The sequence below is a fragment of the Phytopseudomonas punonensis genome (assembly GCF_900142655.1).
Classification (GTDB): Bacteria; Pseudomonadota; Gammaproteobacteria; order Pseudomonadales; family Pseudomonadaceae; genus Aquipseudomonas; species Aquipseudomonas punonensis.
On sequence record NZ_FRBQ01000001.1, the window covers coordinates 498,003 to 513,292 of the forward strand.

At 63.3% G+C, this 15,290-nt stretch carries 10 protein-coding genes; 7 read left to right on the top strand and 3 right to left on the bottom strand.

Annotation, left to right across the window (positions count from 1 at the left end; translation table 11 throughout):
* Positions 1-77: 77 nt before the first annotated feature.
* Positions 78-1,307 carry a M24 family metallopeptidase gene (locus BUC40_RS02300; RefSeq protein ID WP_073262206.1) on the bottom strand — a complete coding sequence of 410 codons (1,230 nt, stop codon included), beginning with the start codon at positions 1,305-1,307 and terminating at the stop codon, positions 78-80.
* A gap of 188 nt (positions 1,308-1,495) precedes the next feature.
* On the opposite strand from BUC40_RS02300, the gene BUC40_RS02305 reads away from it, so the two are divergent.
* The 7 genes from BUC40_RS02305 (at position 1,496) to BUC40_RS02340 (ending at position 9,880) form a co-directional block, all read left to right on the top strand.
* Complete coding sequence (locus tag BUC40_RS02305) at positions 1,496-2,062, top strand: cupin domain-containing protein (RefSeq protein WP_073262208.1); 567 nt, start codon at positions 1,496-1,498, stop codon at positions 2,060-2,062.
* 170 nt (positions 2,063-2,232) lie between these two features.
* Positions 2,233-3,828, top strand: coding sequence for an ABC transporter substrate-binding protein (locus tag BUC40_RS02310; protein ID WP_073262210.1), 1,596 nt, complete (start codon positions 2,233-2,235; stop codon positions 3,826-3,828).
* Positions 3,829-4,059: 231 nt separating this feature from the next.
* Positions 4,060-5,655: an ABC transporter substrate-binding protein gene (locus BUC40_RS02315; RefSeq protein WP_073262212.1), complete on the top strand. Its 1,596-nt coding sequence runs from the start codon at positions 4,060-4,062 to the stop codon at positions 5,653-5,655.
* A gap of 70 nt (positions 5,656-5,725) precedes the next feature.
* The gene (locus tag BUC40_RS02320; protein WP_073262214.1) at positions 5,726-6,736 is read left to right on the top strand and encodes an ABC transporter permease subunit; all 1,011 of its coding nucleotides are present in this window, start codon (positions 5,726-5,728) and stop codon (positions 6,734-6,736) included.
* A 229-nt stretch (positions 6,737-6,965) separates the two neighbouring features.
* Positions 6,966-7,874 carry an ABC transporter permease subunit gene (locus BUC40_RS02330; protein ID WP_073262218.1) on the top strand — a complete coding sequence of 303 codons (909 nt, stop codon included), beginning with the start codon at positions 6,966-6,968 and terminating at the stop codon, positions 7,872-7,874.
* Positions 7,875-7,937: 63 nt separating this feature from the next.
* Positions 7,938-8,912, top strand: coding sequence for an ABC transporter ATP-binding protein (locus tag BUC40_RS02335; RefSeq protein ID WP_073262220.1), 975 nt, complete (start codon positions 7,938-7,940; stop codon positions 8,910-8,912).
* Positions 8,912-9,880 carry a peptide ABC transporter ATP-binding protein gene (locus tag BUC40_RS02340; protein WP_073262222.1) on the top strand — a complete coding sequence of 323 codons (969 nt, stop codon included), beginning with the start codon at positions 8,912-8,914 and terminating at the stop codon, positions 9,878-9,880. The genes BUC40_RS02335 and BUC40_RS02340 overlap by 1 nt, the downstream gene beginning before the upstream one ends.
* A gap of 400 nt (positions 9,881-10,280) precedes the next feature.
* On the opposite strand, the gene BUC40_RS02345 is transcribed toward BUC40_RS02340, so the two are convergent.
* Complete coding sequence (locus BUC40_RS02345; protein ID WP_073263842.1) at positions 10,281-12,803, bottom strand: PepSY domain-containing protein; 2,523 nt, start codon at positions 12,801-12,803, stop codon at positions 10,281-10,283.
* Positions 12,804-12,962: 159 nt separating this feature from the next.
* Complete coding sequence (locus BUC40_RS02350; protein WP_073262224.1) at positions 12,963-15,185, bottom strand: TonB-dependent receptor; 2,223 nt, start codon at positions 15,183-15,185, stop codon at positions 12,963-12,965.
* Positions 15,186-15,290 lie beyond the last annotated feature (105 nt).

Genomic DNA, 15,290 nt, shown 5'->3' on the forward strand with positions numbered 1-15,290 from the left:
AGCAGCAGCGCCAGATGGCCGCTTCTGCCTTGTAGCAGTCTCTTTATGTCACCCAAAAGATCAGTTCTGGGGACGGTTCAGGCATTCAGCCCGAACGGGTCATCCACCGAGTGGCTTGGCTGGGTAAACCAGCGCGGGCCTTCGGCGGTCATGTAGAAGTGATCCTCCAGACGAATACCGAACTCGCCTGGCACACAGATCATCGGCTCGTTGCTGAAGCACATGCCTTCGGCGAGCGGCGTGTCGTCGCCACCGACCAGGTACGGGCCTTCATGGATGTCCAGCCCGATGCCATGACCGGTGCGGTGCGACAGACCCGGCAGCTTGTAGCCAGGCCCGAGGCCGGCGGCTTCCAGACTGCGCCGTGCGGCGGCGTCAACACTGGCGCACGGCGCACCGAGCACAGCGGCTTCGAAAGCGGCTTGTTGGGCAGCCTTTTCCTTGTTCCAGAAATCGCGCTGGCGCTCGCTCGGCGTGCCGAAGACGTAGCTGCGGGTGATGTCCGACAGGTAGCTGTGTACCTGGCAGCCGGTGTCGATCAGCACCATGTCGCCATCTTTCAGGGTCTGTGCATGCTTCACACCGTGTGGAAAGGCACTGGCCGGGCCGAACAGAACGATGCAGAAGATCGAGCCTGGCGCGCCGACCTTGCGGTGTGCCTGGCGAATGAATTCAGCCACTTCAGTGGTGGTGATGCCTTCATGGAGAATGCTGGCGGCTGCCTTGTGCACTTCCAGGGTCATGTCCTTGGCGCGCTGCATCAGTGCGATTTCCGCCGCCGATTTGCACTGCCGACAGGCCGCCGTGATCACCCCGGCGTCGATGAAGCGGTAACCGCTGGTCAGCTTGCGAATGCCTTCGAACATGAAAAAAGGCAAGGAAGAACAAAGACCTACCTGAGGCGGCGCACCATCATTGGGCGCTACACCAAGGCGGCGCAGACAGCGCAGTAGCAGCGCATAGGGACTCTCGTGCTCCTCCCAGGTATTGACGGTGCCCGGCACCACTTGGAAGTCACGCACAGTGCCTTCCTCGAAGGTCGGCGCCAGGTACTCCAGAACGCCGTTGGCTGGCAGAATCGCCCCGACCATGCGCTCGCTGGGGTTCCATTTCACCCCGGTGAAGTACTGCAGGTTGCTGCCTGCGGCGATGAACAGCGCCTCGATGCCCTGCTCGCGCATCAGTGCCTGAGCCCGCTCGATGCGCGCCTGATATTCCGCTTCGCTGATCGGCTGCGTGCCGGCCGTCATGTCCTGCAGGCGGGCCAAGGCCTGCTCTGGCGTGCTACCGCCCACTCCCAGTGTCATCTGCACATCCTCGTCTGGCGACGGCAACGGATATCGCTGCCGGGTCATTCACTGCGGCAAAATTTAAGTGCAACTTAAATTGCGGTCAAAGCATTTTTCAGTGGGACTTAAAAAGTGCGCTAATCTTCCGGCTGAAGTCCCTACGCTGCCTAGGTATACTGAGCCCACTCGAACAACGAATCTTCACCATGACAGCAGATCGCATTGGCGAACGCCTGCGCCGCTATCGGCGTGCCGCCGGCAAGACTCTCAATCAGGTAGCCGCCGACGCCGGCCTGACTGCCAGCTTCCTGTCCCAGGCCGAACGCAACCTCACCGGGGTGTCGATTTCATCGCTGGCGAGCATCGCCAAATCGCTGAATATTCCGCTTAACGCCCTGTTCGACCAGCCCGTTCAGGCGCAGCCCGACTCCCACGTCAACGAGCGCGTGCGCTACACCGTTGGTGGCCAGCTGCTGGCCTACGAGCGGCTGTCGAGCTCGTTTCCCGGCAACTCGATCAACGCCGTGAAGATGAATATCCCGGTGGGTTACGAGTCCGAGCTGATCGCCCACGAAGGCGTGGAGTTCTCCTACGTGCTGGCCGGGCAGATCGTCTACACCATCGAGGGCCGCGACTATCCGCTCGGCCCTGGCGACTCGGTGCATTTCGATGCGGGCAAGCTGCACCGCCTGGCCAATGCCGCCGACGAGCCCGCCGAAGTGCTGACCATGACCACCATGGCGTTGTTTGGCGATCACCCAGCCAATGAGTGATTTATGCACCAGTTCAGGGCAAATACGCGCAATGTTAGTGCTGCTTAATTTTTGTTGACAGAAATTTCAGCATGACTTAATTTCGAGCCCGACCCGGTGAGCTATCCGCTTTCACCGCATTCCGAGCTCGCGCTGAACCCAGGCGCGAACAAAAAGAAAAAGAGGTTCGCATGCGCATGTCTCTCCTGTGCAAGGCTCTGCTTACTGCAGGTCTGCTCTCCAGTGTTTCGCTCGCCCAAGCCAGCAATCTTGTGTATTGCTCCGAAGGCAGCCCGGGCGGTTTCGACCCTGGCCAGTACACCACCGGCACCGACTTCGATGCGGCCTCGGAAACCATCTTCAACCGTCTGGCCGAATTCGAGCGCGGCGGCACCAAGGCCCAGCCGGGCCTGGCCACTTCCTGGGACATCAGCGAAGACGGCCTGACCTACACCTTCCACCTGCGTGAAGGGGTCAAGTTCCACACCACCGACTACTTCAAGCCGACTCGCGAATTCAACGCCGACGACGTGCTGTTCACCTTCCAGCGCATGCTCGATCGCAACCACCCGTTCCGCAAGGCGTACCCGAGCGAGTTCCCGTACTTCACCGATATGGGCCTGGACAAGAACATCGCCAAGATCGAGAAGACCGACGAGCACACCGTGGTCTTCACCCTCAACGCCGTGGATGCTGCCTTCGTGCAGAACCTGGCGATGAACTTCGCGGCCGTGCACTCGGCCGAGTACGCCGACCAGTTGCTCAAGGCCGGCAAGGCCTCGGAAATCAACCAGAAGCCGATCGGCACCGGCCCGTTCGTGTTCAGCCGTTACCAGAAGGACGCGGCGATCCGCTACAAGGGCAACAAGGAATACTGGGCGCCTGATCAGGTGAAGATCGACAACCTGATCTTCTCGATCAACACCGACGCCTCGGTACGTGCGCAGAAGCTGCGTGCTGGCGAGTGCCAAGTCACCCTCAACCCGCGCCCGGCCGACCTTAAAGGCCTGCAGGCGGACAAGAATCTCAACGTGCCGACCGCTCCGGGCTACAACCTGGGCTACATCGCCTACAACGTGACCCGCGCGCCGTTCGACAAGCTCGAAGTGCGCCAGGCGCTCGACATGGCCGTGAACAAGCAGGCGATCATCGACGCCGTGTACCAGGGCGCCGGCCAGCTGGCCGTCAACGGCATGCCGCCAACCCAGTGGTCTTACGACGAATCGATCAAGGACGCCGGCTACAACCCTGAAAAAGCCAAGGAGCTGCTCAAGGCTGCTGGCGTCAAGGAAGGCACCGAGATCACCCTGTGGGCCATGCCCGTGCAGCGTCCGTACAACCCCAACGCCCGGCTGATGGCTGAGATGCTCCAGGCCGACTGGGCCAAGGTCGGCGTCAAGGCTCGCATCGTCAGCTACGAGTGGGGCGAGTACATCAAGCGCGCCCACGCCGGCGAGCACGACGCCATGCTGATTGGCTGGACTGGCGACAATGGTGACCCCGACAACTGGCTCGGCACCCTGTACGGTTGCGCCTCGGTAGACGGCAACAACTTCTCCAAGTGGTGTAACGCCGAATACGACAAGTTGGTCGTGGCCGCCAAGCGCGTGACCGACCAGAAGGAGCGTACCGAGCTGTACAAGCAGGCCCAGGTGGTGCTCAAGCGTGAAGTGCCGATCACCCCGATCGCCCACTCCACCGTTTACCAACCGATGCGTGCCAGCGTGAAGGGCTTCCAGATCAGCCCCTTCGGCCGCAACAGCTTTATCGGTGTGAGCAACGACTGATCGCGTACCTGCCACTTTCGCGGCTACAACCGCGAAATGGCAGGCGATAAGTCGAAACAGGCATGGAGCGTTGGTGTGAAAACGCTCACCTCCAGCGCCTAGCACTTATCGACCGGTACGCATGACGCCACGTGACCCACGTGGCGTTGAATATTTTCTGGGCATAGAGGCCACGGCCTGCCGCGTGCGGGCCGTGACGTCTATGCTGACGTGAATCGCTGGGGGCACTCCATGAAATCATTACCGCTGCGCGCCGCCCTGGCCGCCATCGTTCTCGGCGCCGCCGGCAACCTCGCAGCCAAGCCGCTGGTGGTATGCACCGAGGCGAGCCCCGAGGGTTTCGACATCGTGCAGTACACCACCGCAGTGACCGCCGATGCCTCGGCCGAGACGGTGTTCAACCGCCTGGTCGACTTCAAGCCCGGTACCACGGACATTCAACCGGCCCTGGCCGAACGCTGGGACATCAGCGACGACGGCCTGACCTACACCTTTCACCTGCGCAAGGGTGTGAAATTCCACACCACCGATTACTTCACGCCAAGCCGCGAATTCAACGCCGACGACGTGTTGTGGAGCCTCAATCGCCAGTTCGACCCCAAGCACCCGTGGCACGACAAGGCCAGCGTGGGCTACCCGTATTTCGAGAGCATGGCGTTTCGCAACCTGCTCAAGTCGGTGACCAAGACCGACGACCACACTGTGGTCATTACCCTGAACCGCCCCGAAGCGCCGTTCCTGCGTGACCTGGCCATGGCCTTCACCTCGATCTACTCCGCCGAGTACGGCGATCAACTGCTCAAAGCCGGCAAGACCGCCGAGCTTAACAGCAAGCCGATCGGCACCGGGCCGTTCATCTTCCAGCGCTACAACAAGGACGCCCAGGTTCGCTTCAAGGCCAACCCCGACTACTTCCGAGGCAAGCCACCGGCCGACCCGCTGATCTTCGCCATCACCACCGACAACAACACGCGCCTGCAGAAGCTGCGTGCCAACGAGTGTCAGGTGGCGCTGTATCCGAAGCCAGATGACGTGCCGTCGATCAAGGCCGACGCCACCCTCAAGGTCGACGAGATCGAAGCCATCGTTACCGGCTACGTCGCCATGAACACCGAGCACAAATACCTGAACGACGTGCGCGTGCGCCAGGCGATCAACCTCGCCTTCGACCGCCAGCGCCACGTCGAGCAGCTGTTTGGCAAAGGCAACGCGCTGGTTGCGGCCAACCCGTACCCGCCAACCCTGATCGGCTACAACGACGAAAACCGCAATCCGCCCCGCGACCTCGATAAAGCCCGCGCCTTGCTCAAGGAAGCCGGCGTGCCCGAGGGCACGGTGATCACTCTGTTCACCCGGAACGGTGGTGGTCAGACCAACCCCAATCCGCGCCTGTCAGCTGAAATGCTGCAGGCCGACCTCGCCGAAGTTGGTCTGAAGGTCGACATCCGGGTGATGGAGTGGGCCGAAATGCTGCGCCGCGCCAAGAACGGCGAAGCCGATTTGGTTTCCGCCGGTTGGGCTGGCGACAACGGCGACCCGGACAACTTCCTGAGCCCGCTGCTGAGCTGCGAAGCGGCAAAAAACGGCGAGAACTATGCGCGCTGGTGCAACCCTAAGTTCCAGGAGCTGATCACCAGGGCCCGCGCCGTAACCGACAATAATGAACGCGCCAATCTCTATCGCCAGGCCCTGGCGATCTACGCCAAGGACCAGCCCTGGATCAACGTTGCTCACCCGAAACTGTTCACCGCCATGCGCAAGGATGTCGAGGGCTATCACATCAGTCCCCTGACCACTAACAACTTCGCCACCACCCAGGTGAAGTAGACAAAAAATAACCGCCGGCGGAACACATGCCGGCGGGCTGCCCTGACCGGCCAATGAGGTACCTCCGACGATGTTGAGTTTTATTGCGCGCCGCCTGGGTCTGCTGATCCCCACGTTCTTTGGCGTCACCCTGCTGACTTTCGCCCTGATTCGCATGATCCCCGGTGACCCCGTGGAAGTGATGATGGGCGAGCGTCGTGTCGACCCGCAGATGCACGCCGAAGCCATGGAGCGCCTGGGCCTGAACAAGCCGTTGTACGCTCAGTACCTGGACTACATCGGCCAACTGGCCAAGGGCGACCTGGGCGAGTCACTGCGCACTCGCACCCCGGTGTGGGACGAGTTCACCACGCTGTTCCCTGCCACCCTGGAACTGACCCTCGCCGCGTTGCTGTTCGCCGGCACGCTGGGGCTGATCGCCGGGGTGATTGCCGCCCTCAAGCGCGGCTCGCTATTCGATCACGGGGTGATGGGCATCTCCCTGACCGGCTATTCGATGCCGATCTTCTGGTGGGGCCTGCTGCTGATCATGTTCTTCTCGGTATGGCTGGGCTGGACGCCGGTGTCCGGGCGCATCGACCTGCTCTATGACATCCAGCCGGTGACCGGCTTCATGCTGATCGACACGCTGCTGTCCGACGAGGAAGGCGCGTTCGTCAACGCGCTGCGCCACCTGATCCTGCCGGCCATCGTGCTGGGCACCATTCCGCTGGCGGTGATCGCCCGCATGACCCGATCGGCGATGCTCGAAGTGTTGCGTGAAGACTACGTGCGCACCGCCCGCGCCAAGGGCCTGTCGCCGGGCCGTGTGGTGTTCGTGCATGGCCTGCGCAACGCACTGATTCCGGTACTCACCGTGTTCGGCCTGCAGGTCGGCACACTGCTCGCCGGCGCGGTGCTGACCGAAACCATCTTCTCCTGGCCGGGCATCGGCAAGTGGCTGATCGAGTCGATCGGCGCCCGCGACTACCCGGTGGTGCAGAACGGCATCCTGCTGATCGCCTGCCTGGTGATCCTGGTCAACTTCGTGGTCGACATCCTGTATGGATTGGTCAACCCACGCATTCGCCACCAGCGTTGATAAAGGAGCCTGCAATGTCCCTGAACCAGCCCTGCTGGCAACCCGTAGGGTGGATGACGCTTTTCTCATCCACCATGACCGCGCCGCGGTGGACGGATGAAGCGTCGTCCACCCTACAGACTACTTCCGTAGCCTTGGTCGAGCACAGCGATACCCAAGTCGCTCTCTCCTGGATGTCGCTCCGCTCGAGCCGAGCCACGTCCCAATCCAATACCCATGAGGTGCGAGCATGACCTCGACCACCACCACGCCGCTCGACCAGAGCCTGGTCTACCCATCGCCGCTGAAGGAATTCTGGAGCGCGTTCAGCCACAACAAGGGCGCCGTCGCCGGCCTCGGTTTCATGATCCTGATGGTGTTCTGCGCGCTGTTCGCGCCGTGGATCGCGCCCTACTCGCCCAGCGAGCAGTTCCGTGATGCACTGCTGACCCCACCGGTCTGGCTGGATGGCGGCCAGTGGCGCTTTATCCTCGGCACCGACGAAGTCGGCCGTGACCTGCTCTCGCGCTTGATCCACGGGGCGCGCCTGTCGTTGCTGATCGGCCTGGCCTCGGTGGTCATCTCGCTGATTCCCGGCCTGCTGCTGGGGCTGATCGCGGGCTTCTTCCCGCGTCTGATGGGCCCGTCGATCATGCGCCTGATGGACATCATGCTGGCCCTGCCTTCGCTGCTGCTGGCGGTGGCCATTGTCGCCATCCTCGGCCCTGGGCTGATCAATACGGTGATCGCCATCGCCATCGTTTCGCTGCCCTCCTACGTGCGCCTGACCCGCGCCGCAGTAATGGGCGAGCTGAACCGCGACTACGTCACCGCGGCTCGTCTGGCTGGTGCCAGCCTGCCGCGCCTGATGTTCATCACCGTGCTGCCCAACTGCATGGCACCGCTGATCGTGCAGGCCACCCTGAGCTTCTCCTCGGCGATTCTCGACGCCGCCGCCCTGGGTTTTCTCGGCCTCGGCGTGCAACCGCCAACGCCTGAGTGGGGCACCATGCTGGCCTCCGCGCGCGACTACATCGAACGCGCCTGGTGGGTGGTGACCCTGCCGGGGCTGGCGATTCTGCTCAGCGTATTGGCGATCAACCTGATGGGCGACGGCCTGCGCGATGCGCTGGACCCGAAACTCAAGAACGCGATCTGAGGAGGCCGCCATGAACCTGTTCCGCACCACGGCCGCCCCCTGCCATTCGATGGAGGCCACCCGATGAGCCTGCTGGAAATAGACAACCTGAGCGTGCGCTTCGGCGACGCCAACGCCGTACCCGTGGTCGATGGCCTCGACCTGAAAGTCGACAAGGGCGAAGTGCTGGCCATCGTCGGCGAGTCCGGCTCCGGCAAGTCGGTGACCATGATGGCGCTGATGGGCCTGATCGACTCGCCCGGCCTCGTCCGTGCAGACCGTCTGGTCTTCGACGGCACCGACATGCTGAAACTCAAGGGCCGTCAGCGCCGCCACATCGTCGGCAAGGACCTGTCGATGATCTTCCAGGACCCGATGACGGCCCTGAACCCCAGCTTTACCGTCGGTTTCCAGATCGAGGAAGTGCTGCGCCAGCACCTTGGCCTCAAGGGCAAGGACGCACGCCAGCGCGCCCTGCAACTGCTCGAACGGGTGGAGATTCCCGGCGCCGCGAGCCGCCTCGATGCCTTTCCACACCAGCTCTCCGGTGGCATGAGCCAGCGCGTGGCCATCGCCATGGCGATTGCGGCCGAACCCAAGCTGCTGATCGCCGATGAGCCGACCACCGCGCTGGACGTGACCATCCAGGCGCAGATCATGGAACTGCTGCTCGACCTGCAGCGCGAGCAGAACATGGGCCTGGTGCTGATCACCCACGACCTGGCCGTGGTCGCCGAAACCGCCAACCGGGTCTGCGTGATGTACGCAGGCCAGGCCGTGGAACTGGGCCAGGTGCCAGCACTGTTCGATGCGCCCACCCACCCGTACACCGAAGCGCTGATCAAGGCAATTCCCGAGCACAGCCTAGGCGCCACGCGCCTGTCGACCCTGCCGGGCATCGTGCCCGGGCGCTACGATCGACCAACTGGCTGCCTGCTGTCGCCGCGCTGCCCTTATGTGCAGCCCAAATGCCGTGATCAACGCCCGGCCCTGGAGCCACACGAGCGTGGCGCCGTGCGCTGCCACTTCCCCCTCAACCTGAATGCCGAGGTGGCGTGATGACGACCGTCCTGACCGCACGCGAACTGACGCGTCACTACTCCGTTTCCCAAGGGCTGTTCAAACCCAGTGCCACCGTGCAGGCGCTTAACGGCGTGTCCTTCGAATTGCAGGCTGGCAAAACCCTGGCCGTGGTCGGTGAATCCGGCTGCGGCAAATCCACCCTGGCACGCGCGTTGACACTGATCGAAGAGCCGTCTTCGGGCTCGCTGCAGATCGCCGGCCAGGAAGTGAACGGCGCCAACGCTCAGACGCGCAAGCAACTGCGCCGTGATGTGCAGATGGTGTTCCAGAACCCTTACGCCTCGCTCAATCCGCGCCAGAAGATCGGTGATCAACTGGCCGAGCCGCTGGTCATCAACACAGGCCTGTCGCGCGCCGAACGCCGCGAGAAGGTGCAGGCGATGATGAGCCAGGTGGGCCTGCGCCCCGAGCATTACCAGCGCTACCCGCACATGTTCTCCGGCGGCCAGCGCCAGCGTATCGCCCTGGCCCGCGCCATGATGCTCACCCCCAAGGTGCTGGTAGCGGATGAGCCGACATCGGCGCTGGACGTGTCGATCCAGGCCCAGGTGCTCAACCTGTTCATGGACCTGCAGGAAGAGTTCAAGACCGGCTACGTGTTCATCTCCCACAACCTCTCGGTGGTGCGACACGTGGCGGACGATGTGCTGGTGATGTACCTCGGCCGCCCGGCGGAGATCGGCCCCAGCGAGCGCATCTACGAGCGCCCGCTGCACCCGTACACCAAGGCGCTGCTGTCGGCCACACCGACCATTCACCCGGATCCGAGCAAGCCGAAGATCAAGATCGTCGGCGAGCTACCCAACCCGTTGAACCCGCCATCGGGTTGCGCCTTCCACAAGCGCTGCCCGTACGCCACCGAACGCTGCCAGACCGAACTGCCGCTGCTGCGCCCGCTCGACGGCCGTGAGGTGGCCTGCCACCACGCCGAGCAGTTTCTCTGACCGCCTGCAGGGCGCAGCTCCAGGCTGCGCCCGGTCCACCTGAAATCCGCTCAGGCCAGCAGAATGGCAGCACTACCAGCGGTACCCATCGTGGGAGCGGGCCATGCCCGCGATTAGCGCGCATCACGCGCGCCCAATTCTGGATCAACAATCGACAGGACGTAGGGTGGATGACGCTTTTTTCATCCACCATTGCCATTGCAGAGCGATGGACGGGCCGGGGCCGCGTAGGTGAGGCGCCAGCTACCGCGACTCGTGGGAGGGGCTTTAGCCCCGAGCTCTTGTTTGCCTTGATAAAAGACTCGAGGCTAAAGCCCCTCCCACAAAAGCTCCGTGCCTGCCGTACGCTTCTACCTTGACGCTGCCAGGGCGCCCGTCCAGGAAGATCGTGAATAGGCTCTCAGTACACATCCCGCCGATACCGCCCCTGCTCCACCAGCCCCTCGACAACGGCGTCACTCAGCACCTCACGCAGCACCTTATCCACACCCGCCGCCATGCCCTGCAAGCTGCCGCACACGTAAACGGCGGCGCCGTCGGCAATCCACGCACGCAGTTCATCAGCCGCTTCGCGCAAGCGATCCTGCACATAGAGGCGCTGCGCCTGATCGCGGGAGAAAGCCAGATCCAGACGCTGCAGTTGGCCACTCTCGAGCCAGGTCTGCAGCTCTTCACGGCAGTAGAAATCGTGTTCGCCGTTACGCTCGCCAAACAGCAGCCAATTGCGTGAATGCCCGGCGGCGATGCGCGCCTTGAGCAGGCTGCGCAGACCAGCCAGCCCAGTGCCGTTGCCGATCAGGATCACCGGGCGATCATCCTCTGGAGCATGGAAACCACTGTTACGGCGTACCCGCGCCAGCAACTGCTCGCCAACCGGCAGGTACTCGGTGAGCCAGCCGGAACCGGCGCCCAGCTCGCCATTAGCCAGGTTCTGCTGACGCACGATCAGCTCGAGCACGCCGTCTTCGGGCAACGAGGCAATCGAATACTCACGGCTGGGCAGCGGCACCAGCGCCTCAAGCAGCGGCTGGGCATGCAGGCCGACCAGATGACTGGCACTGTACGGCAACTGTCGAGCGGCCAGCGCCTCGCCTAGCGTATGGCCGAGCGGCGCGATGACGACAGACTCCAGCGCCTGCAAACCGTGCTCACGCAGCCAGCGCTGCACCTGCGCTTCGCCGTTGCGCGGGAGGATTTCCAGAATGTCGCCGGCCTGCCAATGCGCCTCGGCCGGTGGCTGCAAGCCGACCAGCCAGGTGCTCTGTCCCTGGCTACCAGGGTTCAGGCACGCACGTTCTCGCAGCACCCAGCCATCGAACGGCACCTGCTGCACGGCAAGCGGCTGCGCGCCAGTCAGCTCGGCCAGTTGCCGCTGCCAACTCTGCAGCGCTTGCTGATCATCGCCGTCGACCTCGATAAGCTCCCCAAGGCGCTGAGCTCCCCGGCCGCAGAGCCAGTCGTCGACACGGCGGGCGAAGCCGCAGAACTGCGCGTACTGGCGATCACCAAGGGCCAGCACCGCATAACGCAGGCCGGGCAAGTCCAGCGTCGCCGCCAGCCACTGGCGCTCGACGCCGCGCGCGCTGTCGGGCGCCTCGCCGTCGCCAAAGGTGCTGAGCACCAGCAGCGCACGGGGCGTCTCGCTCAGTTTTGCGGTATCAATACGGGCCAGCGGTTGCACCTCCACCGTCATGCCAGCAGCCTGCAACTGCCCGGCAGTCTGCCAGGCCAGTTGCTCGGCGAAGCCGCTCTGGCTGGCAAAGCCGACCAACCAGGGCTCGCCGCCGTCGCCAGCACCCAGCGCCTGACGGGCGACCAACGCAGCACGCTTTTTGCGACGCCGGTCGAGGTACAGCAGCAGGCCGGTGATGAAGAACAATGGCATCAGCAGGCTGGCCACCATCATCAACACGCGCCCGACCATGCCGAAATACTCGCCGGTATGCAGGGCGTACACACTGGCCAGCAGTTGCGCCTTGAATGACTTGTCGGCGTAACGTTCGACCTGCCTGGCTTCGCCGGTGAGCGGATCGAGCTGCATCTGGTTGAAGGCGCGAGTGTGCTCGGCATCGCGCAGCATGAAGAACACCCGCGCCGACTGGCCGGCCGCGTTGGGCAATTGCAGGCTGTAAATGCCCAATGTGCCGCCCGCCGTCTGCTGGATGCCCTGCCAGAGGTTCGTGTAGTTCACCTCGGGCAGCGGCTGGCCCTCGGGAGGCGGCCCGCGGCGACCACGTTCCTCACCGGCTGCGCGCGGCGTGTCACTAAGCAGGCTTTCCAGGCCGCTGCGATACCACTCATAAGACCAATACAGGCCCGTCAGCGCAGCGCACAAATACAGCGGCAGGCACCAGGTGCCTGCCACTGCATGCAAATCCCAATTGAACGCGCGGCCCTTCTTGGCCCAATCGAAGATCAGCCAGGCGCGCCAGCTCCAGACCTTGCGCGGCCAGCGCAGGTACAGCCCGGACAGGCAGAAGAACACCAGGGCGATGGTGCAGGCGCCGGTGATCTGCCGGCCCGTCTGGCCCATGGCGAGGAATCGATGCAGCTGCAGCATCAAGCCGAAGAACTGCAGGCCTCGCGGATCTTCGAACAGCTCAGCGGTGTAAGGGTCGACGAAACGCACACCGCCGCGTCGTTCGCCGGGCGCCGGGGTCAGGAACACACGCGTCGGCTGGCCGCCCTCGGTGTCGACATACAGTCCGGATACGCTGAGCCCCTGGGCCTGCAAGCGCTCGACCATCTCGCCCGGCGGCAGCACTTCGCCCGCCTGAGCGGCCACCGCCATCTCCGGATTGATCGCCAGCAGGATCTCCTCCTGAAAGCTGTACAGCGCGCCGGTCACGCCCATCAGGGCAAGCACCAGCCCGGCGCTGATGCCGAAAAACCAGTGCAGTTGGAACAAGACTTTCTTGAACACGATTAACACTCAGCAGATGAACGCGACTCGAAGCCGCGCGACTCTAGATGAGAAGCATTCGAAATGCTCGATATTTACTTGCCCTTTACAGCAAACGAGGCCGCCACACAGGCAAAAGCCCCGTCGACGCCACACGTCGACGGGGCTTGGTGACGCCGATCAGAAGCTGTAGGTAGCCGACAGCAGCGCCGAACGGCCATCGCCATACTCGATGGCTGACGAACGTGCCGCGGCACCGGGCTGCTGACGCACCCGCTCGACGTAATCCTCATCGAACAGGTTGTTCACGTTGAGCTGCAGGTCGAGGTTGTCGTTGACCTTGTAGCCAACCATGGCGTTGTGCAGCCAGTAGTCGTCCAGCTTGGCGCGGGTGCTGGAGCTCACGTTACGCTCGCTGACGTAACGGGCGCCGTAGCCGATGCTCCAGCCAGCAGGTAGCTTGTAGGTGGTCCACAGGTTGAAGGAACGCGGCGGCGTATTGCCCAGCGCCTGGCCTTCACGGTCGGCACCGGCTGGTGTGTCGGCGGCCTTGAGGGTTTCGCTGTCGAGGAAGGTGTAGTTGGCGAACACGTCCCACTGCTCGGTCACGTGGCCGGTCAGGCCCAGCTCGATGCCGTCGACACGTTGCTTGCCAGCCAGCTGCGTGGAGCCATCGGACATGGTTTCCCGGGCGTTGCTCTTCTCGACGCGGAACAAGGCGGCGTCCAGCTCGACACGGCGCTCGAACAGCTCCCACTTAGTGCCCAGTTCCCAGGTTTCGTTCTTCTCTGGACCAAGGTCGGCCGTAGCAACGCTCAGGCCACCACCCGAAGACGCCAAGTTCTCGGCCGACGGGTTGAAGGAGTTGCCCCAGGCGACATAGAAGCGGCCGTTTTCCACCGGTTTGTAGACCAGGCCGAGACGGCTGCTGGCCTTGCGATCATTGGACTCGAAGCGGGTGGTCGGCTGGTGGTTGGCGTCGAACGCCCGCGCCTGGCCGTCCATCCAGTCCACCCGCACGCCGCCATTGATGTCCCACTGCTCGTTGAGGGCGATGGTGTCGAACAGGTAGACGGCCTTGTCGACCAACTTGGTCTCGGTGTAGCCGCTGGTGGCCTTATTGGTCGCGCCGGCCCAGTAGCCCGGCGGATTGCCGAGATCGAAAATCGGATAAGGCGCCGCGCCCGTCAGGTTGTAGCTGTAGGTGCGCAGGTCCAGGGTTTCGCGAGAGATTTCCGCGCCGACCACCAGGTTGTGGGCCAGCCCGAAGGTATCGAAAGCGGCCTTGAGGTTGGTCTGGTTGATCCACATCTCGGTCTCGGCGTCACGGCCGTAGCCCTGCGGGCCCGCCGGGCGATAGCTGCCGGCCGGCACGCCGGTGGTGTTGACGTGGGAGGCGGACACCGTGGTGTCGCGGTTGACCCGGCTGTAGCGGGTCAGGTTCTGCAGGCTCAGGCTGTCGTTGAGATCGTGCTCGAAGTTGGCAGTGAATGCACTTTGCTCGATTTCTTCCTTATCCAGGTTCTTCCAGCCGAAGTAGGCATCGCGGTCGACACCGGCCAGGCGTTTGCCATCCACGGCCGGCACGCCGTAATCGGGCAGGTTGTCGTCCTCTTGGTGGTGAAGGCTGAGGGTCAGCCGGGTGGCGTCACTGAAGCCCAGGCGCAGCGACGGTGCGATGCCCCAACGCTTGCGGTCGATCTCGTCGCGACCGGCCACGTCGTTCTGGTGACCCATCAGGTTCAGGCGCACGGCGCTGTCGGTGCCCACGTCTTCAAGCGGCTGGTTGGTGTCCAAGGTCGTTCGGTAGTAGTTGTCGGTACCGACGCTGCCGCCGATGCGAGTGAAAGCGCGATTCTGCGGCTGCTTGCTGATCACGTTGATGCTGCCGCCGGTGGTGCCGGCACCGCCGAATACCGAGTTCGGGCCCTTGATGACTTCCACCTGGTCGATGTTGAAGGTGTCGGTACGGCTGGTCTGCGCGCTGTCACGCAGGCCATCGATCTGCATGTTGGCGTTGGCGCTGAAACCGCGAATGTTGATGCTGTCGCCCGAGCCGCCACCGCCCTCGCCAGCATTAAAGGTGATACCGGACACGTTGGAGAGCACCTGCCGAAGGCTCAGCGCCTGCTGCTCCTCGATGACTTTCTTCGGCACCACGGTGATGGTCTGCGGGGTATCCAGCAGCGGCGTGGCGATCTTCGCAGAAGCGGACTGCTCGACCTTGGAGCTTTCCGCTTCTTGGGCCTGGATCTGTATATCCCCCAGTTGCAGCGAGCCGGCCTTGGTGACGGTTTCGGCAGCCAGGGCGCTGCAGGCACAGGAGGCCAGGGCGAAGCCAATGGCAGAAGCGAGCAGGCAGGGTTGTGGACGGCGGATCAGCGTTTTTCTTGTGTGTTGCATGATGTGTCTCCCCAGAAAGCCGGGAAGAATAATTGATAATTATTATCATGCAACAACAATAATCATTCGGATCTGTATGTATAGCGGCTGCGGTTCTGCCGGCCA